The sequence below is a fragment of the Opitutus sp. GAS368 genome (assembly GCF_900104925.1).
In the GTDB taxonomy this organism is placed as follows: domain Bacteria; phylum Verrucomicrobiota; class Verrucomicrobiia; order Opitutales; family Opitutaceae; genus Lacunisphaera.
This window is the reverse complement of sequence record NZ_LT629735.1, coordinates 1,156,245-1,173,503: the sequence shown is the minus strand read 5'-3', so window position 1 is coordinate 1,173,503 and position 17,259 is coordinate 1,156,245. Positions and strand designations below refer to the sequence as shown.

Genomic DNA, 17,259 nt, shown 5'->3' with positions numbered 1-17,259 from the left:
GGCTTGATAAAGGTAATCGCTTCTGGATAGTTCAAGCCCGTTCCGGGTCATGCAGAAGCTAGACAAAATCAACGCGATGCAATCCGCCGCCGCCGAGTTACGGTCGGCCGGCCGGCGCGTGGCGCTGATCCCGACCATGGGCGGCCTGCACGCCGGCCACGCCAGTCTCATTCGGAAGGCGCAGGAGGGTGGGGCGGCCGTCGTGGTGTCCGCTTTTGTGAATCCGTTGCAGTTCGGCCCCAGCGAGGATTTCGCCAAATACCCCCGCAACCCGTCCGGCGACGCCCAGCTGTGCGAGAAGGAAAACGTGGCGGTGTTATTCGCCCCGCCGGCCGAGGAGATGTTTCCGCGCGGATTTTCCACCCATTTGCAGGAAGAGGCCGTCAGCAAGCACCTGTGCGGCGTGTCGCGCACGGCGCTGTTCCGCGGCATGCTGACCTGCTGGCTGAAACTCCTCAACATCGTGCGGCCCGATCTGCTCGTGATGGGCGAGAAGGACGCCCAGCAGATCGCGGTGGTGCGCAAAGCCGCCGCCGACCTCTTGCTGCCGGTGGAAATCGTGACCACGCCGATCGTGCGCGACGCCGATGGCCTCGCCGTGAGCACCCGCAACAATTACCTGTCGCCCACCCAGCGCGAGGAGGCCCTGGCGGTCTACGCTTCGCTGCGCCGGGCGAAGGAAATGGTCGAGTCGGGGGTAAAAAGCACCGACCGGCTTGTCGCGGAAGTCACTCACCTGATCGCGGCCAAGCGGCGGCTGCGCGTGATCTATATTTCGGTCGTTGATCGCCATACGATGGAGCAATTGCGCGAGGTCACGCCCGGCCAGTGCCTCATGGCCATCTCCTTCTGGGTGGATGAGGTGCGGCTGACCGATAACATGCCTTTGTAGAAGGAACTGGAGCGCGGGCGACCCCGCCCGCGAGAATCGGCCTGACCACGGCGAGGTCGCCGCGGCTCCAGTTGTAGGGCGGGATCACCGCATCCCGCCTTCATGTTCATCGGATGGAGGTGGAGCGACTTGACCCCAAGGCGCTCAAGGACGTTCGCCGGCGGACAAAGCACGATGAGGTCGGCGCGCTCCACTCCACCAAGAAGGCGCGGTGCTGGAGCGCGGGCAACCCCGCCCGCGAGAATCGGTCTGACCACGGCGAGGTCACCGTGGCTCCAAGGAAGGGGGTAGCAGCACGCCAATCAGGGCTGTGAATAACTTGTCAGTCGCCCCCGGGTTTTCGCTCTGAGTCAGGGGCGTTCGAGTTTCTGTGAACAGCCCGTGGACATGCCATGAGTGACGCAAAAGCCGCGCCGGGGGTGATCAGGCTTTTGGCATGCCCAGCTGCAGCATAAGAGGACATCCCCCGGGCCAGGCGCGCAAAATGCTGGGGTTTATGCGATAAGGAAGGGCTTCCCCGTGAGCCGGGTGTTTCAGCAAGGATTCAGCAAGGGTCCAGCAAGACAGTAGGTCAGCAGCGGGCCCCGGCCAAGCCCGGACGCTCCGACGGCCAAGTCGGGGTTTTTACCGCGTCACGATGGGGTGACATCCGGGTGTGAATGAAAGCGGTGAAAGGGGCAGTTGCAGCGGGGTTGGCCGGTGACTGAGGAGTTGTATTTTTTGCGCATCTTTGTGACGACTGAGGCGTTGTGAGCGCCCATCTTCCTACCCATCCCCGCATAGCCATCGTCGGTGCCGGCGCGCTCGGCTGTTATTACGGCGCCCGGCTGGCCAGGGCCGGCCAGGAGGTCCATTTCCTCGTGCGCAGCGGCCGGGCGGCCATCATGGCCCGGGGCATCCGCGTCAAATCGCCGGGCGAACGCTTCCATCTCAAAAAGGTGCAGACCCACGCCTCGGCCGAGGACATCGGCCCGTGCGACCTCGTCATCGTCACCGTCAAGGCCACGGCCAACGCCGCGCTGGCCAAGCTTCTGCCGCCGTTGATGGGTCCGAACACGCTCGTGCTCACCCTGCAGAACGGCCTCGGGGTCGAGGAACCCGTCGCGGAGGTCGTGGGCGGCGAGCGCGTGCTCGGGGCCATTTGCTTTGTCGGCGTCACCCGCACCGCGCCGGGCGTGGTGCAGTGTTCCTTTCCGGGCCTGATCATGCTGGGCGAGTTCGGCCGGCCGGCGCAGGCCCGCACGCGCGAGGTTGCCGCGCTCTTCGAGGCCGCCGGCGTCAAGTGCGAGGCGCAGGACAATCTCGAGGAACTGCGCTGGAAGAAGCTCGTGTGGAACGTGCCGTTCAACGGCCTCGCCATCGCGGCGGGCGGCGTCACGACCGACGTCCTCATGGCCGACGAGGGCCTGCGCACGCTGGCCCGGCGCCTGATGGAGGAGCTCCTCGAGGCGGCGGCCAAGTTCGGACACACGATCCCGCGCACGTTCATGGACCTGCAGTTCGACCGCACGGCCCGGCTCGGCAAATACGAGCCGTCGAGCCTGATTGATTTTCGCGAGGGCCGCCCGATCGAGCTCGAGGAAATCTGGGGCGAGCCCGTGCGCCGCGCCAAGTCCGTCGGCGTGCCTGTGCCGCGCCTGGAGATGCTCTACTGGCTGATCAAGCGGCTGCTGGCCGCGCGGGACGGGCCGAAGAAGCGCCGCTGATTTTTGGAGGCGGGACTATCAGTCCCGCGAGGCATCAGCATCGTTTCTGGCAACCCGCGGGACTGATAGTCCCGCCTCCAGGCGGAAGAATCACCTCTCATCCCGAGGCTTGATGCCGGGCGGGCGGGCTCGCAGTGTGCCGTATGCAAAAAGACCAAGGTGTTCGCGAACTCACGGTCCGGGGTGTCATTTTGGGTGGTGCCATCACGCTGCTGTTCACCGCCGCCAACGTGTATCTGGGGCTGAAGGTCGGCCTGACCTTCGCCACTTCGATCCCGGCGGCGGTCATCTCCATGGCGCTGCTGCGCCTGGTCGGGAATTCCAACATTCTCGAGAACAACATCGTCCAGACGATCGCCTCCGCCGCCGGCACGCTGTCCGCGATCATCTTCGTGCTCCCCGGCCTGATCATGGTCGGCTGGTGGCAGGGCTTTCCCTACTGGACCACGGTGGCCGTCTGCGCGATCGGCGGGACGCTGGGAGTCATGTTCTCCGTCCCGCTGCGCCGGGCGCTGGTGACGGGCTCCGACCTGCCTTACCCGGAGGGCGTCGCCGCCGCCGAGGTGCTGAAGGTCGGCTTCGGCTCCGCCGAGGGCAAGGCGGAGAACGCCAAGGGCCTGCGCATGATCATCGTCGGCTCGCTGATTTCCGCCGGCTACGCGCTGCTTGGAGCGATGCGCCTCGCGGCGAGCGAGGTCGCGAAAAACTTCAAAATCGGTTCGGCCGCCACGGGTGCCTCGACGAGCCTCTCGATGGCGCTTATCGGCGTCGGCCACCTCGTCGGCCTGTCGGTCGGCATCGCCATGCTGGTCGGCATGCTCATCTCCTGGGTTGGCCTGGTGCCGCTGCTCACCGCCATGCACGGCGTGGGCGACAACGTCGACAAGATCGTCAACACCACTTTCCGCACCGAGGTGCGGTTCATCGGTGCCGGCGTGATCGGCGTCGCGGCGCTGTGGAGCCTGTTCCGGATCATGGGCCCGATCACCAAGGGCATCCGCGCGGCCATGGCGGCGTCCAAGGCGCGGTCGGCCGGGACCGAACTCGAGCTCACCGAGCGCGACCTGCCCATCGGCCTCGTCGGCGGCGTCATCCTCGCCCTGCTCGTGCCGATCGCCGCGCTCCTCTGGTATTTCAGCTCCGGCACCGCCATCGCTCCGGGCATCTGGCCGGTCATCCTCGGCACGCTGGTCTTTGTCGTCGTGGTCGGCGCCATCATCGCGTCGGTCTGCGGCTACATGGCCGGCCTGATCGGCGCTTCGAACAGCCCCGTCTCCGGCGTGGGCATCCTCAGCGTGATCGGGGCGGCGGTGCTCCTCGTGCTGTTCTATGGACACGGTGGCAGCCCGGAGCAGACCAAAGCGCTCGTCGCCTACGCGCTCTTCACCACCGGCATCGTGTTTTCCATCGCGACGATCGCGAACGACAACCTGCAGGACCTGAAGACCGGGCAGCTGGTCGGGGCGACGCCCTGGCGGCAGCAGGTGGCGCTGGTTTACGGCGTCATCTTCGGCTCGCTGGTGATCCCGCCCGTCCTCGACCTGCTCAACAAGGCCTTCGGCTTCGCCGGGGCGCCCGGAGCGGGCGAGCATGCGCTGGCCGCGCCGCAGGCCGCGCTCATCTCCGCGCTGGCCAAAGGCGTGCTCGGCGGCGACATCAGCTGGAACCTCATCGGCTGGGGCGCGCTGCTCGGTGTGGGCACCATCATCCTCGACGAGGTGCTGCGCAAGACCGGCAAGATGCGGCTGCCGCCGCTGTGCGTCGGCATGGGCATCTACCTGCCGATGGCGCTGACCCTCCTGATTCCCGTGGGCGCCGTGATCAGCCACTATTACGACAAATGGGCCGACGGCCAAAAGAACCCCGAGTTTGCCAAGCGCATGGGCGTGCTGGCGGCCACCGGGTTGATCGTAGGTGAGAGTCTTTTCGGCGTCGCGTTCGCCGGCGTCGTCGCCGTGGCGGGCACCGACACGCCGCTGGCGGTCGTCGGGGACAGCTTCGAGAAGCCGGGCATCATCATCGGGATACTGCTGTTCGCGGGCGCCATCGCCGCGTTGTATCGCTACTCCCGCCGCAGCTGCCAGACGGGCTGAGGCCTGCCCAGCACGAGGGAGTGTTTTCAAACCCGGTTTGTCATCCTGAGCGGAGCGAAGGATCCACGGCAACGAAGGCCATATCGCGAGCGAACGCATGGATTCTTCACTTCGTTCAGAATGACAGGAAACGGGTATTTGTTGGGTTTGAAAACACTCCCTAAAAGGATTCCGCCAACGGCGGAATCTACTTTCACCGCTCCGGCTAATCGCCTCCGCCGCCAGGCTCAGGGGGCGGCTGCTCGCCGCCCTTTCTGCCCGCGATTAGCGGGCCCCTGAAACCCACCGCGCAGGCGATCAGCCGGAGTGGTTTCCGTGGATTTTACCCTTGGTGAAATCTCATTATACCAAACACCCAAAGCTTTTACACGAAGGCCGCAAAGAACGCAGAGATATTTCCCATCGCAGGATCTGCTTCGCTGTCTTGGCGACCTTGGTGTAGAGTGGAGTAGCTTGAGGCGATTGGTATTAGTGGTCCTTTTCGGAGATTTGAAGACACTCCCTAGCCCTACTCCGTCAGGTTCCGACACTCCCGTCGCTACGCGCCATCAGCCGTTGCCGGGCCTATGGCCGACAGGCCCCGCTCCAGAGGGGATTATCGCCGGCGTTGGCTTGGGTCCCCTCTGGAGAAGGGTGCCCGGCAGGGCGGGGGGTGTCGCTCGAGGCATCATATACCTGACGGGAGTAGTGCTAGTAGGCCGGGGAGTAGGGGATTCCCCTAATTTAGGGTCGCCTTTGCGGGGCGGAGCGGCCTTATTGCAATCACTATGAAAACGACGCGGGTAATGCTTGGTTCGTTTTTCGCGGTGGCGGCGCTGTCTGCCGGACTGCCGCTTGGCGCTCAGACGATTCAGTTCATCACTATTAACCGAGCGCAACAAATGGTGCAAACGGACGCCACCACCACCAGCGCGGATCCCACCGTGCCTTTCACTTTCAGCGCTGAGGTCGACGGCAATAGCATGACAGCGTCCAGTCCGTTGACTGCAGCCAGTGTGACGTTCCCGAACTCGACGATGCAAAGCCTTACAGCGCCCAACATAAATAATTCCCAATGGAAATATAATGCCGGTTCCTATTCGAGTCTCGGCAACCTTGTGACCGCTTTCCCGAGCAGCACGTATACCATGAGCCTGACCGGTGATGCCACGCATTCGTCCTATACCGGCACTGCGAACATAACCCTCACGGATCCAACCGTAAGTCTCGTTGCGACACCCCTGCTTACGTTGACCGGTGGCGCGGGTGATGGTTGGAGCGGGGGAGTGTATCACCTGGATCCGAGCCATTCGCTGACCATCACCTTCAATCAGGTATTCACCGGGTCCCCTGTTGCCCACCAGGGATACCATTATGACGCCGCCGTCTTTGGCTCGACGAATACTTCGGCCATAGCTCAACCCTCAGGGTTTTTGCATTGGGATCCCACGGCCAATGCTGGTGCCGGTGCCGTGGCGGCAAATACCGCGCCTTCGTTCACGATCAGCGCGGGACAACTGGGCTACGGCGGAACATACACGCTCGAATCCCACTTCGACGATATTCAAGCTTTCACCTTGGGCGCTTTGGGGGCCAACGCCGCTGCCGGCCTGTTCGAAATCAGGACGCAACTCACCATCCAGACCGCCGTCCCCGAGCCCTCGACCTATGCCGCGATCTTCGGCGTGGTGGCGCTGGCGAGCGTGATGATCCGTCGTCGCCGTCGCGCGGCGGCCTGAAGCTAACCCAAGTCGTTTTCTTAAGCCGGGCAAGCCGCCCGGCTTTTGTTTTGGGTGTGCCTTGTCATCCTGAGCCGCGCGAAGGATCCATCAGGACAATCGCTCGCTGAAAACGCTTCGTTTAATCCAACTGGATTCTTCACTGCGCTCAGAATGACAAACCTTCTTGGACGCCTTCAAGCCACCCTATCTCATTCCTCGCCGTCCCAGTAATCGGCTTTGGTCATGCGGAAGAATTTTCCCTGCGGCCGGATGCCCCACTTGCCGGTGTCGGGGTAATGGAAAATGTCCACCGGCGGGTTGTCGGCGACGACATAGAAGACGAGATCCTTCTTTCCGGTGTTGATGAGCTGGTGCGCCTCGAGCGGCGGGTGCATGAACGCGTCGCCGGCTTGCACCTTGTGCCGCTCCTTGCCGCAGCGCGCCGTGCCGGTGCCGCTGACGATCACGTAGAGTTCCCACTGCGTCGTATGGGAGTGGAACGGGCACGCCGGCTTGCCGGGCGGCACTTTCACCAGCTCAAGGTTGAAAGGATGTCCCTTCTTCGGCCAGCCGCGGCGGACGTCGCCGAGGGCGCCGGAGATGTTCTTGCCGGCCTGGACGAACTTGCCCTTGGGCGATTTCCAGGGATCCCACTTCAGCTGGGCGATGTTGATTTTTTTCATTTTCCGCGGATGGCGCGAATAGACGCGGATGGCCGGAGGTATTTATCCGTATTCATCCGCGTAATCCGCGGTAATGTTTTAGTTGATCACCGGGTTGGTGAGCGTGCCGATCTTCTCGATCTCGACGACAATCGTATCGCCCGCCTTCAGCCAGACCGGCGGGTTGCGGGCGAAGCCGACGCCCTCGGGCGTGCCGGTGAGGATGAGCGTGCCGGCGGGCAGCGTCTTGTCGGCGCTGAGGAACTCGATGATCGCCGGCACGTCGAAGATCATGTCGGCCGTGTTCGAGTCCTGCATCGTCTGGCCGTTGAGGATCGAGCGGATGCGCAGGGCGTTGGGCTGCGGGACTTCGTCCCTGGTCACCAGCACGGGACCGAGCGGGCAGAAGGTATCGAAGCTTTTGGCGTGGTTCCACTGGCCGCCGCCGAAGTCGCGCTGCCAGTCGCGGGCGCTGACATCGTTGGCGCAGGTGTAACCGAGCACAAAGTCGAGGGCGTTGGCGCGGGTAGCGTTGCGACACTCCTGGCCGAGCACGATGGCCAGTTCGGCCTCGTAATCCACCTTGGTGCTCGGCTGCTTCGCCGGCAGGCGGATCGGGTCGCCCGAAGGCACCACGGCGCCGGGCAGCTTCATGAACCAGACGGGCCGCTCCGGCGGCGGCTTGCCGCCCTCGGCCGCATGCTTGGCGTAGTTAAGGCCGATGCAGACAATCATCGCGGGCGCAATGGGCGCGAGAAGCTTGCCGGGTTTGACGGTTTTGTCCGTCACCCGCCAGGAGCCGAGGATGTCGCCCTCGACGGCGCGGGCGGAACCGTCGGGTTGAAGTGCCGCCCAGGCCGGGCCGGTAGGAGTAAGGTGACGAATCAGTTTCATGAAGGTTTTTTAACCACGGATTGCACGGATGATCCCGGATGAAACCCCAAGGCAGTTGCACAGGAGGTAACGAAGGAAACAGAGAAAAGCAGATGGGATATCTCCGTTCGCTCGGGTTTCTCCAGTGAGGGTCGGACTTTCATACCGGAAGGTTTCACGCGAAGCCGCGAAGGTGCAAAGCTGAAAAGGGCGGGGCTGGTTGAGGTGCTGATTGAGGTGTAGCCACGAGCGTGAGCGAGTGGATTCAGTGAGGTTGAATCAGGCGATGATGAATTCGCCAGAATAACCCCCGGTAGTCTTCCTGACGGAGGTCGAGATCAGGATAGCCCGCAACACAAACTCCTGTGAAAGGATGATCCTGCCAGCGGGCGACTAACCCGGCTCGGACGGGATTTTGGAGGATGTAATTTGCCACTGCAAGAAACGCCCCGGACAAGGTCTCGTTGTCACGCAGAACCCGGTCATGCACCTGGTGCTGCCATTGGGCCGGCGCCAATTCCGGCCGGAGATGTTTGCGGGCGAATTCAATGGCAACCCGCTGGTCTGACTCAGGGCCGAGCCCCAGCCAGAGCAGGTGCATGTGATCCGGCATGAGCACATAGACAGGGCAAGCCAGACCGTAACGGGCGCAGACATGGAGGAGGATTTCGCGAAAGTGAGAGTGAAAACCGGGCGTCAACCAGCCGGTCGCACGATTCTCCAAGGTGAGTGTCCAGTGAACCGGGACCAAGCCGCGATAGGCTACGGGGGCGAGCCGGGGCAGATGGGATTTGTCCACTCGCTCACGCTCGTGGCTACTTTCGGAGAGAGGATCCATGGGTCGCGTTCAGCTCACGAGCCGAGGTGGACACGGAAGATCGCCGCGAGCCCCGCCTTGTCGAGGCGCTTTTCGGCGATGCCGATCATGGCGTCGTAGAGCTGGGCGTCGTCATATTTTTCAATGTCGATGCCATTACCTTCGAGAAAAGTGAGGGCCGAAGCCATGGCGGTGCGTTTGTTGCCGTCGATGAAAGGTTGGTTTTGCGCGATATGAAAGGCGTAAGCAGCGGCAATGGCGGCCAGGTCACCTTGTCCATAGAAGTAAGTCGCCTCGGGCTGCATCAGGGCCGAGTCCACCAAGCCGGGTTCGCGGAGCCCGTCGAGACCGCCATGCTGTTCGAGTGAGATGCGATGCAACTGCATCACCTTCTCGCGGGAAAGGAAAACGGGCTCATTCATATACCAAGAGGGGCGGTGTTCACCCCCCAGGCTATTGAGCCAGTTTGCGGAAGAGCTCGTGATGAGTTTTGAAAACCTTATCCGCCGCCTTCTTAAACGCGGCATCGTCCATGTAGCGCACACCGGTATTTCCGGCCTCAGGCGCAGGCGCCGCCTTCACCGGCTTCTTGGCGGGGTAGGGGGTGGCAGCTTCCTGGACTTTGCGCGGCTTCTTGTTCACGCGAGTAATGTGCGCCGCCGGTTGCCGGGTGTCAACGGGGGCGGAATACAGCAATCACTGTAGACCGGGCGCAGCTGTGCCGAGCCTGGAGGAGCGGCTTTACGCCGCGATGCAACAACCATCGGGGCGTAAAGCCCCTCCTACAACTGGAGGCGGGACCATTGGTCCCGCAGGGTGCTGCTGGCGTTTGCGCGGCTTCCCGTCTTACTCAAGTTCCGGGCGACGCCTGACGAGGTGGCAACAACGGCGGATTGGGCTGTTTGGTCACGTTTCCGGGGTGGATCACCCGGGTGGATCGGGAGCGGTTGGCCCTTGGCTGCCTTACAGGATCCTTACTACTCCTCTACAGGATCCTTACTGGATGCTACAGGCGTGGGGTGAGGACCCCGGGTCGTGACAGAAACCTGAGACCTGAAGGATGCTTCCCAAACCCGACTTCCTTCGCTTTTCCTTCGGGTATCCGGGTATCCTTCGGGCAACCTTCTTATACCAAACACCCAAAGCTTTTACACGAAGGCCGCAAAGAACGCAGAGATATTTCCCATCGCAGGATCTGCTTCGCGGCCTTGGCGACCTTGGTGTAGAGTGTAGTAGCTTGAGGCGATTGGTATTAGGCTCTTTCCGATTGAGGGTAGCGAGACCGTTTGACGCAGGGCAGGGCTGACTGCAACGGCCCCTGCCATGGTTCAGCTGGAGCTGAGCCCTCCACTCACGCCTTCGCGGGCGCGGCGTAAGCTTCAGGCGTGCGTGGGGGATGGCTTCGCCGCCTCCGCATACGCCTCCATCCCCACGCACGAGCACACCAGGTTGCGGTCACCGTAGACGTTGTCCACGCGGCCGGTGGCCGGCCAGAACTTCGCGGCGCGCGTCCACTTGTCGGGGAAGGCCGCGCGCTCGCGCGTATACGGGTGCGGCCACTCGGTGGCGCAGACGACCGCGGCGGTGTGCGGGGCGTGCTTGAGCGGGTTGTTGAGCTTGTCGCTCTCGCCGCTGGCGACGGCCGCCATCTCGCCGTGGATCGCCACGAGCGCGTCGCAGAAGCGGTCGAGCTCGGCCTTGGTCTCGCTCTCCGTCGGCTCGATCATGAGCGTGCCGGGGACGGGGAAGGACATGGTCGGAGCGTGGTAGCCGTAATCCATCAGGCGTTTCGCCACGTCCTCGACCTCCAGGCCGTGCTTTTTCCATGGGCGGAACTCCAGGATGCACTCGTGGGCGATCAGGCCGCCGGCGCCCCGGTAGAGCACGGGGAAGAGGGCATCGAGGCGCTTGGCGATGTAGTTGGCGTTGAGGAGCGCGAACTTCGTCGCGCGCGTCAGGCCGTCGGGACCCATCATCCGGATGAACATCCAGGAGATGACGAGGATGCTGGCGCTGCCCCACGGTGCGGCGCTGACGGCGCCCATGTGGTGGCCGCCGGTGTCATGGTGCAGCGGCACGACCGGGTGGCTCGGCAGGAAGCCGACGAGGTGTTTCGCCACGCCAATCGGGCCCATGCCCGGGCCGCCGCCGCCGTGCGGGATGCAGAAGGTCTTGTGCAGGTTGAGATGGCAGACGTCCGCGCCGATGTAGCCGGGCGAGGTGAGGCCGACCTGCGCGTTCATATTGGCGCCATCCATGTAGACCTGGCCGCCGTGGTCGTGGATGGCCTTGCAGATGGACTTGATCGAGGTCTCGAACACGCCGTGGGTGGACGGGTAGGTGACCATGAGCGCGGCGAGGTTCGCGGCGTGCTCGGCGGCCTTGGCCTTGAGATCGGTGACGTCGATGTTGCCGTTGGCGTCGCAGGCGACGGGCACGACCTTGAAGTTGCACATCGCGGCGCTGGCGGGGTTGGTGCCGTGCGCCGAGGTGGGAATGAGGCAGATGTTGCGGTGACCCTCGCCGCGCGACTCGTGGTAGGCGCGGATGACGAGCAGGCCGGCGTATTCGCCCTGCGAGCCGGCGTTGGGCTGGAGCGATACCGCGGCGAAGCCGGTGATCTCGCTCAGCCATTTCTCAAGCTGGGCGAACATCTTGGCGTAGCCCTTGGTCTGGTCGGCGGGGGCGAACGGGTGCAGCCGGCCGAACTCCGGCCAGGTGACCGGGAACATCTCGCTCGTGGCGTTGAGCTTCATCGTGCACGAGCCGAGCGAGATCATCGAGTGGACCAGCGAGAGATCCTTGGTCTCGAGCCGCTTGATGTAGCGGAGCATCTCATGCTCGGTGTGGTATTTGTTGAAGACGGAGGCGGTGAGGAATTCCGAACTCCGCGCGAAGGGCGCGGCGTAGTCGGACTCAACTGGAGCCGCGGCGACCTCGCCGCGGTCGGTGTGCAGCGAGGTCGCCGCACCTCCAAAAAGAGAGATCAACACCTGCAGATCCTCCACCGTCGTCGTCTCATCGAGCGAGATCCCGACGGTCGAGGCGTCGACCGGGCGGAGGTTGAGCCGCGCGGCGGCCGCGGCGGCATGGATCTGGGCGGCGGCGATGCCCGTGACGGTGAGCGTGTCGAAGACCGGCTCGGCGTTGATCTTCGCCCCGGCGGCCTTGAGGCCGTCGGCGAGCATCCGGGTGAGCAGGCGCGTCCGTTGGGCGATGCGCTTCAGGCCCGCGGGGCCGTGGTAAACGGCATACATCGACGCCATGACGGCGAGGAGCACCTGGGCGGTGCAGATGTTGGACGTGGCTTTGTCACGGCGGATATGCTGCTCACGCGTGCCGAGGGCGAGGCGCATGGCCGGGTTGCCCTGGGCGTCTTTGGAGACACCCACGAGACGGCCGGGCATCTGGCGCTTGAACTCGTCCTTCGTGGCGAGAAAGCCGGCGTGCGGTCCGCCGAAGCCCATCGGCACGCCGAAGCGCTGCGCGGAGCCGACGGCGACATCCGCGCCGAACTCGCCCGGCGCGCGCAGCAGCGTGAGCGCGAGCAGGTCGGTCGCCACGACGCAAAGCGCGCCGGCGGCATGGGCTTTTTCGAAGAAGGCCGCAAAGTCGTGGATGCTGCCCGTGGTGTCCGGGTATTGCACCAGCACGCCAAAGACCTTGCCGGCGAAATCATAGGTGCGGTGATCACCCGTGACGACGGAGACATTGAGCGGCTTGGCGCGGGTCTTGACGATGTCGATCGTCTGCGGCTGACACTTGTCCGAGACGAAAAACACGGATGCGTCGTGGCTCTCGCCGAGCTTCACGCGGTGGGCGAGCATCATGGCTTCGGCGGCGGCGGTGCCCTCGTCGAGCATGGAGGCGTTGGCGATCTGCAGGCCCGTCAGGTCGGTGACGACCGTCTGGAAGTTCAGCAGCGCCTCGAGCCGGCCCTGCGAAATCTCGGCCTGGTAGGGCGTGTAGGCGGTATACCAGGCCGGGTTCTCGAGGATGTTGCGCTGGATGACGCCCGGCGTGGCGGTGTCGTAGTAACCCATGCCGATGTAGCTGCGGAAAACCTTGTTCTTCGACGCGATGGCGCGCAGTTCGGCCAGGGCGGTGCTCTCGCTGGCGGCCGCGGGCAGGCGCAAGGGGCGCTTCAGGCGGATGTTGGCCGGGACGGCGGCGTCGGCCAGGGCGTCGACCGAGTCGAAGCCCACGGTCTGCAGCATCCCGGCGACATCGGCGGCGGGGGAGCCGGTGTGGCGGCGTTCAAAGGTGTCGAGCGGGGCGAGCAGGTCGCGCGGGGAGGCCATGGTCGGACGGTAGGCGAGGGCAGGGGCCGCGCAACTGAGATTTGGTCGGCGCCGGGGACAATTAAGCGTTGTTTTGCCGGCGGGGGCGCAGCTTATCGCCGGACATGACGGTAGGAGCCTGCTTGCAGGCGATTCCCGGGCGGACAATGTCCTGATCGCCTGCAAGCAGGCTCCTACACCATGCCAGAAGCTTTCACCTCCCGACAGGCTCGCGCCGCCTTCGTGGCGCGCCGCCTGGCGGAGCTTTATCCGGAGACGCCCATCCCGCTGGACCACAAGGATCCTTACACGCTGCTAGTGGCGGTATTGCTTTCGGCCCAGTGCACGGACAAACGCGTGAATCTGGTCACCCCGCAGCTGTGGGCTGTCGCCGACAATCCCGCCGACATGGCGCAGGTGCCCGTGGCGAAAATCCAGGGGATCATCCGGCCGTGCGGCCTCTCGCCGCAAAAGGCGAAGGCCATCAGCGGGCTCTCGCGGCTCATCCTGGACCGGCACGCGGGCCAGGTGCCGCGGACCTTCGAGGAGCTCGAAGCTTTGCCCGGGGTGGGGCACAAGACCGCCTCGGTCGTCATGAGCCAGGCGTGGGGCGTGCCGGCCTTTCCGGTGGACACCCACATCCACCGGCTGGCCCAGCGCTGGAAACTGACCACCGGACGCAACGTGGAACAGACTGAGCACGATCTGAAGGCCCTCTTCCCGTCCGAGCAATGGAATCAGCTGCACCTGCGCATCATCTATTACGGCCGCGAGCACTGCACGGCGCGCGGCTGCGACGGCACGGTCTGCGAGATCTGCCGGACACTCTTTCCGGGGCGGACACGGGCCGTAAAAACCCGCAAATAATCCCGAAGCGGCGGTTAAACGATAGGGGCGGCAACGGATGCCGGAGATTGCGCAAGATATGCGCAGTCGATCCGGCACCGATCTGTGATAATGGCGGCCGGGCCAATGAACATTTCACGCATCATGGCCGCTTCGCGCATCGATTCCCCATTCAGGCTGACTCTGGCCTATGTCCTGTTCGGGACAATCTGGGTCGCGGCGAACAACAGTCTCTTGATCTGGTGGCAGCCGGAGGACCGCACGATCTGGATGGCCGATGCGGCGAAGGATCAGGCGTTCGTCGTTATCACGGCCTCGCTGCTCTATGGCCTGACCAAACGGTTGGTCGAGCGGTGCGAGAAGACGGCGGAGTCGCTGCGCGAAAGCCAGCTGCGCTGGCAGTTTGCCCTGGAGGGGGCGGGCGACGGCTTGTGGGACTGGAACGCCGAGACCAACCGGGTGTTTTTCTCCAAACAATGGAAGGCCATGCTGGGGTATGCCGAGGATGAGATCGGCGACACCCGGGCGGAATGGGAAACCCGGGTGCATCCGGATGACCTGCCGCAAGTCCACGCCGAGATCGCCAGCCATCTCAAAGGAAAGTCGCTCGACTATGCGAGCGAATACCGGCTTCGCACCAAGGATGGCGCCTATCGGTGGATTCTCGGCCGCGGCCGGATCGTCAGCCGCAGTCCTGACGGCCGGCCCCTCCGGGTGATTGGCACGCATCTGGACATCACGGACCGGAAAAGCGGTGAGCGGCGGGTCAGAGACGCCCTGGGTTTCATGCAGGCCGTGCTGCACTCAGCCCCGTATGGCATCATCGTCTACAAGGCCGACGGTCGCACGGTGATCGCCAATGAGTCGGCCGCCCGCCTGGTCGGGACGGATGTGGCCGGCCTTCTCGGGCAGAATTTCCGTGAGCTGGAATCCTGGCGACAGCACGGCCTGCTGGCCGCGGCTGAGCAGGCCCTGGCTGCCGCCCGCCCGATGACGCACAACGGACCGTTGGTCACGTCGTTCGACCGGTCCATCTGGGTCGAAACGCGGTTTGTGCCGTTCCTCTACGAGGAGGAGAAACACCTGCTGCTCATCATGGTCGACGAGACGGACAAACGCCGCACCTTCGACCGGCTCCACCTGATGCACGCCGCGGTGGTGGTCGCGCCCGTGGGCTGGGTGGTGACGGATGCTTCCGGAACCATCGAATGGGTCAACCCGGGCTTCACCAAGCTGACCGGCTATACGGCCGAGGAGGCCGTCGGTCGCAATCCCCGGGTGCTCAAATCCGGGCGGCACACGCCCGGATTTTATGCCAATATGTGGGCGACCATCAAGCGCGGCGAAGTCTGGTCGGGCGAGATGTTCAACCAGCGCAAAGACGGCGGCCTGTATCACGAGTTCATGACCATTGCGCCGATCTCCGGGGAAAACGGGGAGATCCGGCACTTTGTCGCAATCAAGCAGGACATCACCGAACGCAAGGACCTGGAGAAGCAGCTCGCCCGGGCGCAGCGCCTGGAAAGCATCGGGATGCTCGCCAGCGGCATCGCGCACGATTTGAACAACATCTTCGCCCCCATCCTGCTTTCGCTCGAGCTGCTGAAGCTGAAGTATCCGACCGCGGACGCACGGAAGACGCTCGAGATGATCGAGAGCGCCGGCCAGCGCGGCGCCGGCATCGTGCGCCAGGTGCTGACCTTTGCGCGCGGCATCGAGGGGGAGCGCAGGCCGGTCCAGCCGAAATACCTCGTCAAGGAAGCGGCGCAGATCCTGGGCGAGACCCTGCCGCGCAACATCCGGATTGAAACCGAGCTGGCCGCGGGATTGCCGCCGGTGATGGGTGATGCGACCCAGCTGCACCAGGTGTTGCTGAACCTCGCCATCAACGCCCGGGATGCGATGCCCGCCGGCGGCTGCCTGGTGCTGGGCGGGCAAGCCTTGTTGGTGGATGAGGCCCGCGCGGCCCGCAACCCGCCGCTCAAGCCGGGGCCCTGCCTGGCCCTGACCGTGGCCGACAACGGCAGTGGCATACCCCCCCAGGTGCTGGAACACATCTTCGAGCCGTTCTACACGACCAAGCCGCTGGGCAAAGGCACGGGGCTCGGGTTGTCCACGGTCTACGGCATCGTGCGCAGTCATGGCGGGGCGGTGGAGGTCGCCACCCAGCTGGGGACCGGCACCGTGTTTACCGTCCTGCTCCCCGCGCTCGAAAGTCCGGCGGAACGGGTGGATTCGCGTCCGCCGCAAGCGGTGCCTTTCAGCGGCGCCGGCCGCCGGGTGCTGGTGGTTGACGATGAGGAAACCATCCGGCTGATCACGCTGCATGCGTTGCAGCGGCACGGGTTCACGGTCGAGGTCGCGGAGGACGGCCAGGAAGCCCTGGAAACCTTCCGGGCCGACCCGGCCCGGTTTGCGCTGGTGCTCACCGACCTGATGATGCCGCGCATGAACGGGCGTCAGCTGGCGCAGCAGATCCGGCGGCTCGCGCCCAGCCTGCCCATCATCGCCTCGTCCGGTTTGGCGGTGGATGGCAGCGGATCGGCCGAGGGTGAGATGAGCCTCAGTGCGCTGGGGGTGCGCATATTGCTGCGCAAGCCCTACACCGAGGCCGAGTTGCTCACGGCCATGCGGCAGGAACTGGAGCCGTGGGTTGCGGGGCAAAAGAATGGTTGATTCGCCCTTTGCGGCTGTTAACCGTCTGCCCCTCGTTATGGACGCTTAGCTCAGTTGGTTAGAGCACGTGCTTCACACGCACGGGGTCACAGGTTCGAGTCCTGTAGCGTCCACCAGTCTTCGCTCCTCCGGAGCCACGACTCGGCAAGCCAAGATCGATTAATCCCAAGGCTCTTATGCCATACGGCGAAGACTGCCGCGGCGAAGCACAGCGTAGCCGGGCAAAACCAATGAACGCGACGGCCGGCTTTCACTATGTCTACATTCTCCACTCGGAGGCTGGTGAGTATTTCTATGTCGGCCTGACCGACGATCTGGCCAGCAGGTTGGCCCGACACAATGCCGGTGCGGTGCCGCACACGGCCCGGCGTCGGCCATGGCAAATCAAAACGGCGGTCGCCTTCCGTGATCGCGAGCAAGCGGCTTTGTTTGAGAAGTAGCTGAAATCATCATCAGGTCGCGCCTTTGCCAAAAAGCGACTGTAGAGCCAGCCCGAGGGCGCTTTATCAACACTGCAAGGAACGTGCCACGTCAGCAGATGCGGCAAGGTAGGCGCCGCCGCTACGAACGGTGCGAATCGTTCTGGCTGCGCACCGAATTGGTTCTCACCAAGGCGGCAGCGATGACGCCTTTTTCTTTTGGGACGCATGCCGAAGCGTGCGTGCGCCGGCCTGCGCCGCGCCTTTCCTTGCTCAATCTCAACGTAACTGACCG

General features: G+C 64.1%; 13 protein-coding genes and 1 tRNA gene. 8 read left to right on the top strand and 6 right to left on the bottom strand.

Annotated features, from left to right (window positions below):
- The first annotated feature begins 49 nt into the window (after window positions 1–49).
- From panC to BLU29_RS18500, 4 genes are all read left to right on the top strand, one after another.
- Window positions 50–892: a pantoate--beta-alanine ligase gene (gene panC / locus BLU29_RS05050; RefSeq protein ID WP_091055636.1), complete on the top strand. Its 843-nt coding sequence runs from the start codon at window positions 50–52 to the stop codon at window positions 890–892.
- A gap of 749 nt (window positions 893–1,641) precedes the next feature.
- Window positions 1,642–2,598, top strand: coding sequence for a 2-dehydropantoate 2-reductase (locus tag BLU29_RS05040; RefSeq protein ID WP_172830213.1), 957 nt, complete (start codon window positions 1,642–1,644; stop codon window positions 2,596–2,598).
- 143 nt (window positions 2,599–2,741) lie between these two features.
- The gene (locus BLU29_RS05035; RefSeq protein WP_091055632.1) at window positions 2,742–4,691 is read left to right on the top strand and encodes an oligopeptide transporter, OPT family; all 1,950 of its coding nucleotides are present in this window, start codon (window positions 2,742–2,744) and stop codon (window positions 4,689–4,691) included.
- A gap of 767 nt (window positions 4,692–5,458) precedes the next feature.
- The gene (locus BLU29_RS18500) at window positions 5,459–6,409 is read left to right on the top strand and encodes a PEP-CTERM sorting domain-containing protein (protein ID WP_091055631.1); all 951 of its coding nucleotides are present in this window, start codon (window positions 5,459–5,461) and stop codon (window positions 6,407–6,409) included.
- A gap of 191 nt (window positions 6,410–6,600) precedes the next feature.
- Here the strand turns inward: BLU29_RS18500 and BLU29_RS05025 are convergent, their stop codons facing one another.
- From BLU29_RS05025 to gcvP, 6 genes are all read right to left on the bottom strand, one after another.
- Window positions 6,601–7,074, bottom strand: coding sequence for a cupin domain-containing protein (locus BLU29_RS05025; RefSeq protein ID WP_091055629.1), 474 nt, complete (start codon window positions 7,072–7,074; stop codon window positions 6,601–6,603).
- A gap of 78 nt (window positions 7,075–7,152) precedes the next feature.
- The gene (locus BLU29_RS05020) at window positions 7,153–7,947 is read right to left on the bottom strand and encodes a fumarylacetoacetate hydrolase family protein (RefSeq protein ID WP_091055627.1); all 795 of its coding nucleotides are present in this window, start codon (window positions 7,945–7,947) and stop codon (window positions 7,153–7,155) included.
- A 244-nt stretch (window positions 7,948–8,191) separates the two neighbouring features.
- Complete coding sequence (locus tag BLU29_RS17900) at window positions 8,192–8,764, bottom strand: hypothetical protein (protein WP_157693637.1); 573 nt, start codon at window positions 8,762–8,764, stop codon at window positions 8,192–8,194.
- A gap of 14 nt (window positions 8,765–8,778) precedes the next feature.
- Window positions 8,779–9,165: a type II toxin-antitoxin system death-on-curing family toxin gene (locus BLU29_RS05015; protein WP_091055625.1), complete on the bottom strand. Its 387-nt coding sequence runs from the start codon at window positions 9,163–9,165 to the stop codon at window positions 8,779–8,781.
- A 31-nt stretch (window positions 9,166–9,196) separates the two neighbouring features.
- A complete protein-coding gene (locus BLU29_RS05010; protein ID WP_091055623.1) occupies window positions 9,197–9,385 on the bottom strand; it encodes a hypothetical protein in 189 nt (62 codons plus the stop codon).
- Between the two features lie 737 nt (window positions 9,386–10,122).
- Window positions 10,123–13,044 (bottom strand): aminomethyl-transferring glycine dehydrogenase, encoded by a 2,922-nt coding sequence (gene gcvP / locus BLU29_RS05005; protein WP_091055622.1) that lies wholly within the window; start codon window positions 13,042–13,044, stop codon window positions 10,123–10,125.
- Window positions 13,045–13,224: 180 nt separating this feature from the next.
- Here gcvP and nth point away from each other — a divergent pair, with 180 nt between their 5' ends.
- The 4 genes from nth (at window position 13,225) to BLU29_RS04985 (ending at window position 16,985) form a co-directional block, all read left to right on the top strand.
- A complete protein-coding gene (gene nth, locus BLU29_RS05000; RefSeq protein WP_091055620.1) occupies window positions 13,225–13,890 on the top strand; it encodes an endonuclease III in 666 nt (221 codons plus the stop codon).
- A 105-nt stretch (window positions 13,891–13,995) separates the two neighbouring features.
- On the top strand, window positions 13,996–16,545 hold the full coding sequence (locus BLU29_RS04995; RefSeq protein ID WP_172830212.1) for a PAS domain S-box protein: 2,550 nt from the start codon (window positions 13,996–13,998) through the stop codon (window positions 16,543–16,545).
- Between the two features lie 39 nt (window positions 16,546–16,584).
- Window positions 16,585–16,661, top strand: a tRNA-Val gene (locus BLU29_RS04990).
- Between the two features lie 114 nt (window positions 16,662–16,775).
- Window positions 16,776–16,985, top strand: a complete 210-nt coding sequence (locus BLU29_RS04985; RefSeq protein WP_091055617.1) for a GIY-YIG nuclease family protein — start codon at window positions 16,776–16,778, stop codon at window positions 16,983–16,985.
- The last annotated feature ends 274 nt before the right edge of the window (window positions 16,986–17,259 follow it).

Excerpts from the sequence above, each read along its gene's own strand:
- panC (WP_091055636.1), top strand. The coding sequence starts at position 50 with ATGCAGAAGCTAGACAAAATCAACGCGATGCAATCCGCCGCCGCCGAG.
- BLU29_RS05035 (WP_091055632.1), top strand. The coding sequence starts at position 2,742 with ATGCAAAAAGACCAAGGTGTTCGCGAACTCACGGTCCGGGGTGTCATT.
- BLU29_RS18500 (WP_091055631.1), top strand. The coding sequence starts at position 5,459 with ATGAAAACGACGCGGGTAATGCTTGGTTCGTTTTTCGCGGTGGCGGCG.
- BLU29_RS05025 (WP_091055629.1), bottom strand. The coding sequence starts at position 7,074 with ATGAAAAAAATCAACATCGCCCAGCTGAAGTGGGATCCCTGGAAATCG.
- BLU29_RS05020 (WP_091055627.1), bottom strand. The coding sequence starts at position 7,947 with ATGAAACTGATTCGTCACCTTACTCCTACCGGCCCGGCCTGGGCGGCA.
- BLU29_RS17900 (WP_157693637.1), bottom strand. The coding sequence starts at position 8,764 with ATGGATCCTCTCTCCGAAAGTAGCCACGAGCGTGAGCGAGTGGACAAA.
- BLU29_RS05015 (WP_091055625.1), bottom strand. The coding sequence starts at position 9,165 with ATGAATGAGCCCGTTTTCCTTTCCCGCGAGAAGGTGATGCAGTTGCAT.
- gcvP (WP_091055622.1), bottom strand. The coding sequence starts at position 13,044 with ATGGCCTCCCCGCGCGACCTGCTCGCCCCGCTCGACACCTTTGAACGC.
- nth (WP_091055620.1), top strand. The coding sequence starts at position 13,225 with ATGCCAGAAGCTTTCACCTCCCGACAGGCTCGCGCCGCCTTCGTGGCG.
- BLU29_RS04995 (WP_172830212.1), top strand. The coding sequence starts at position 13,996 with ATGAACATTTCACGCATCATGGCCGCTTCGCGCATCGATTCCCCATTC.
- BLU29_RS04985 (WP_091055617.1), top strand. The coding sequence starts at position 16,776 with ATGAACGCGACGGCCGGCTTTCACTATGTCTACATTCTCCACTCGGAG.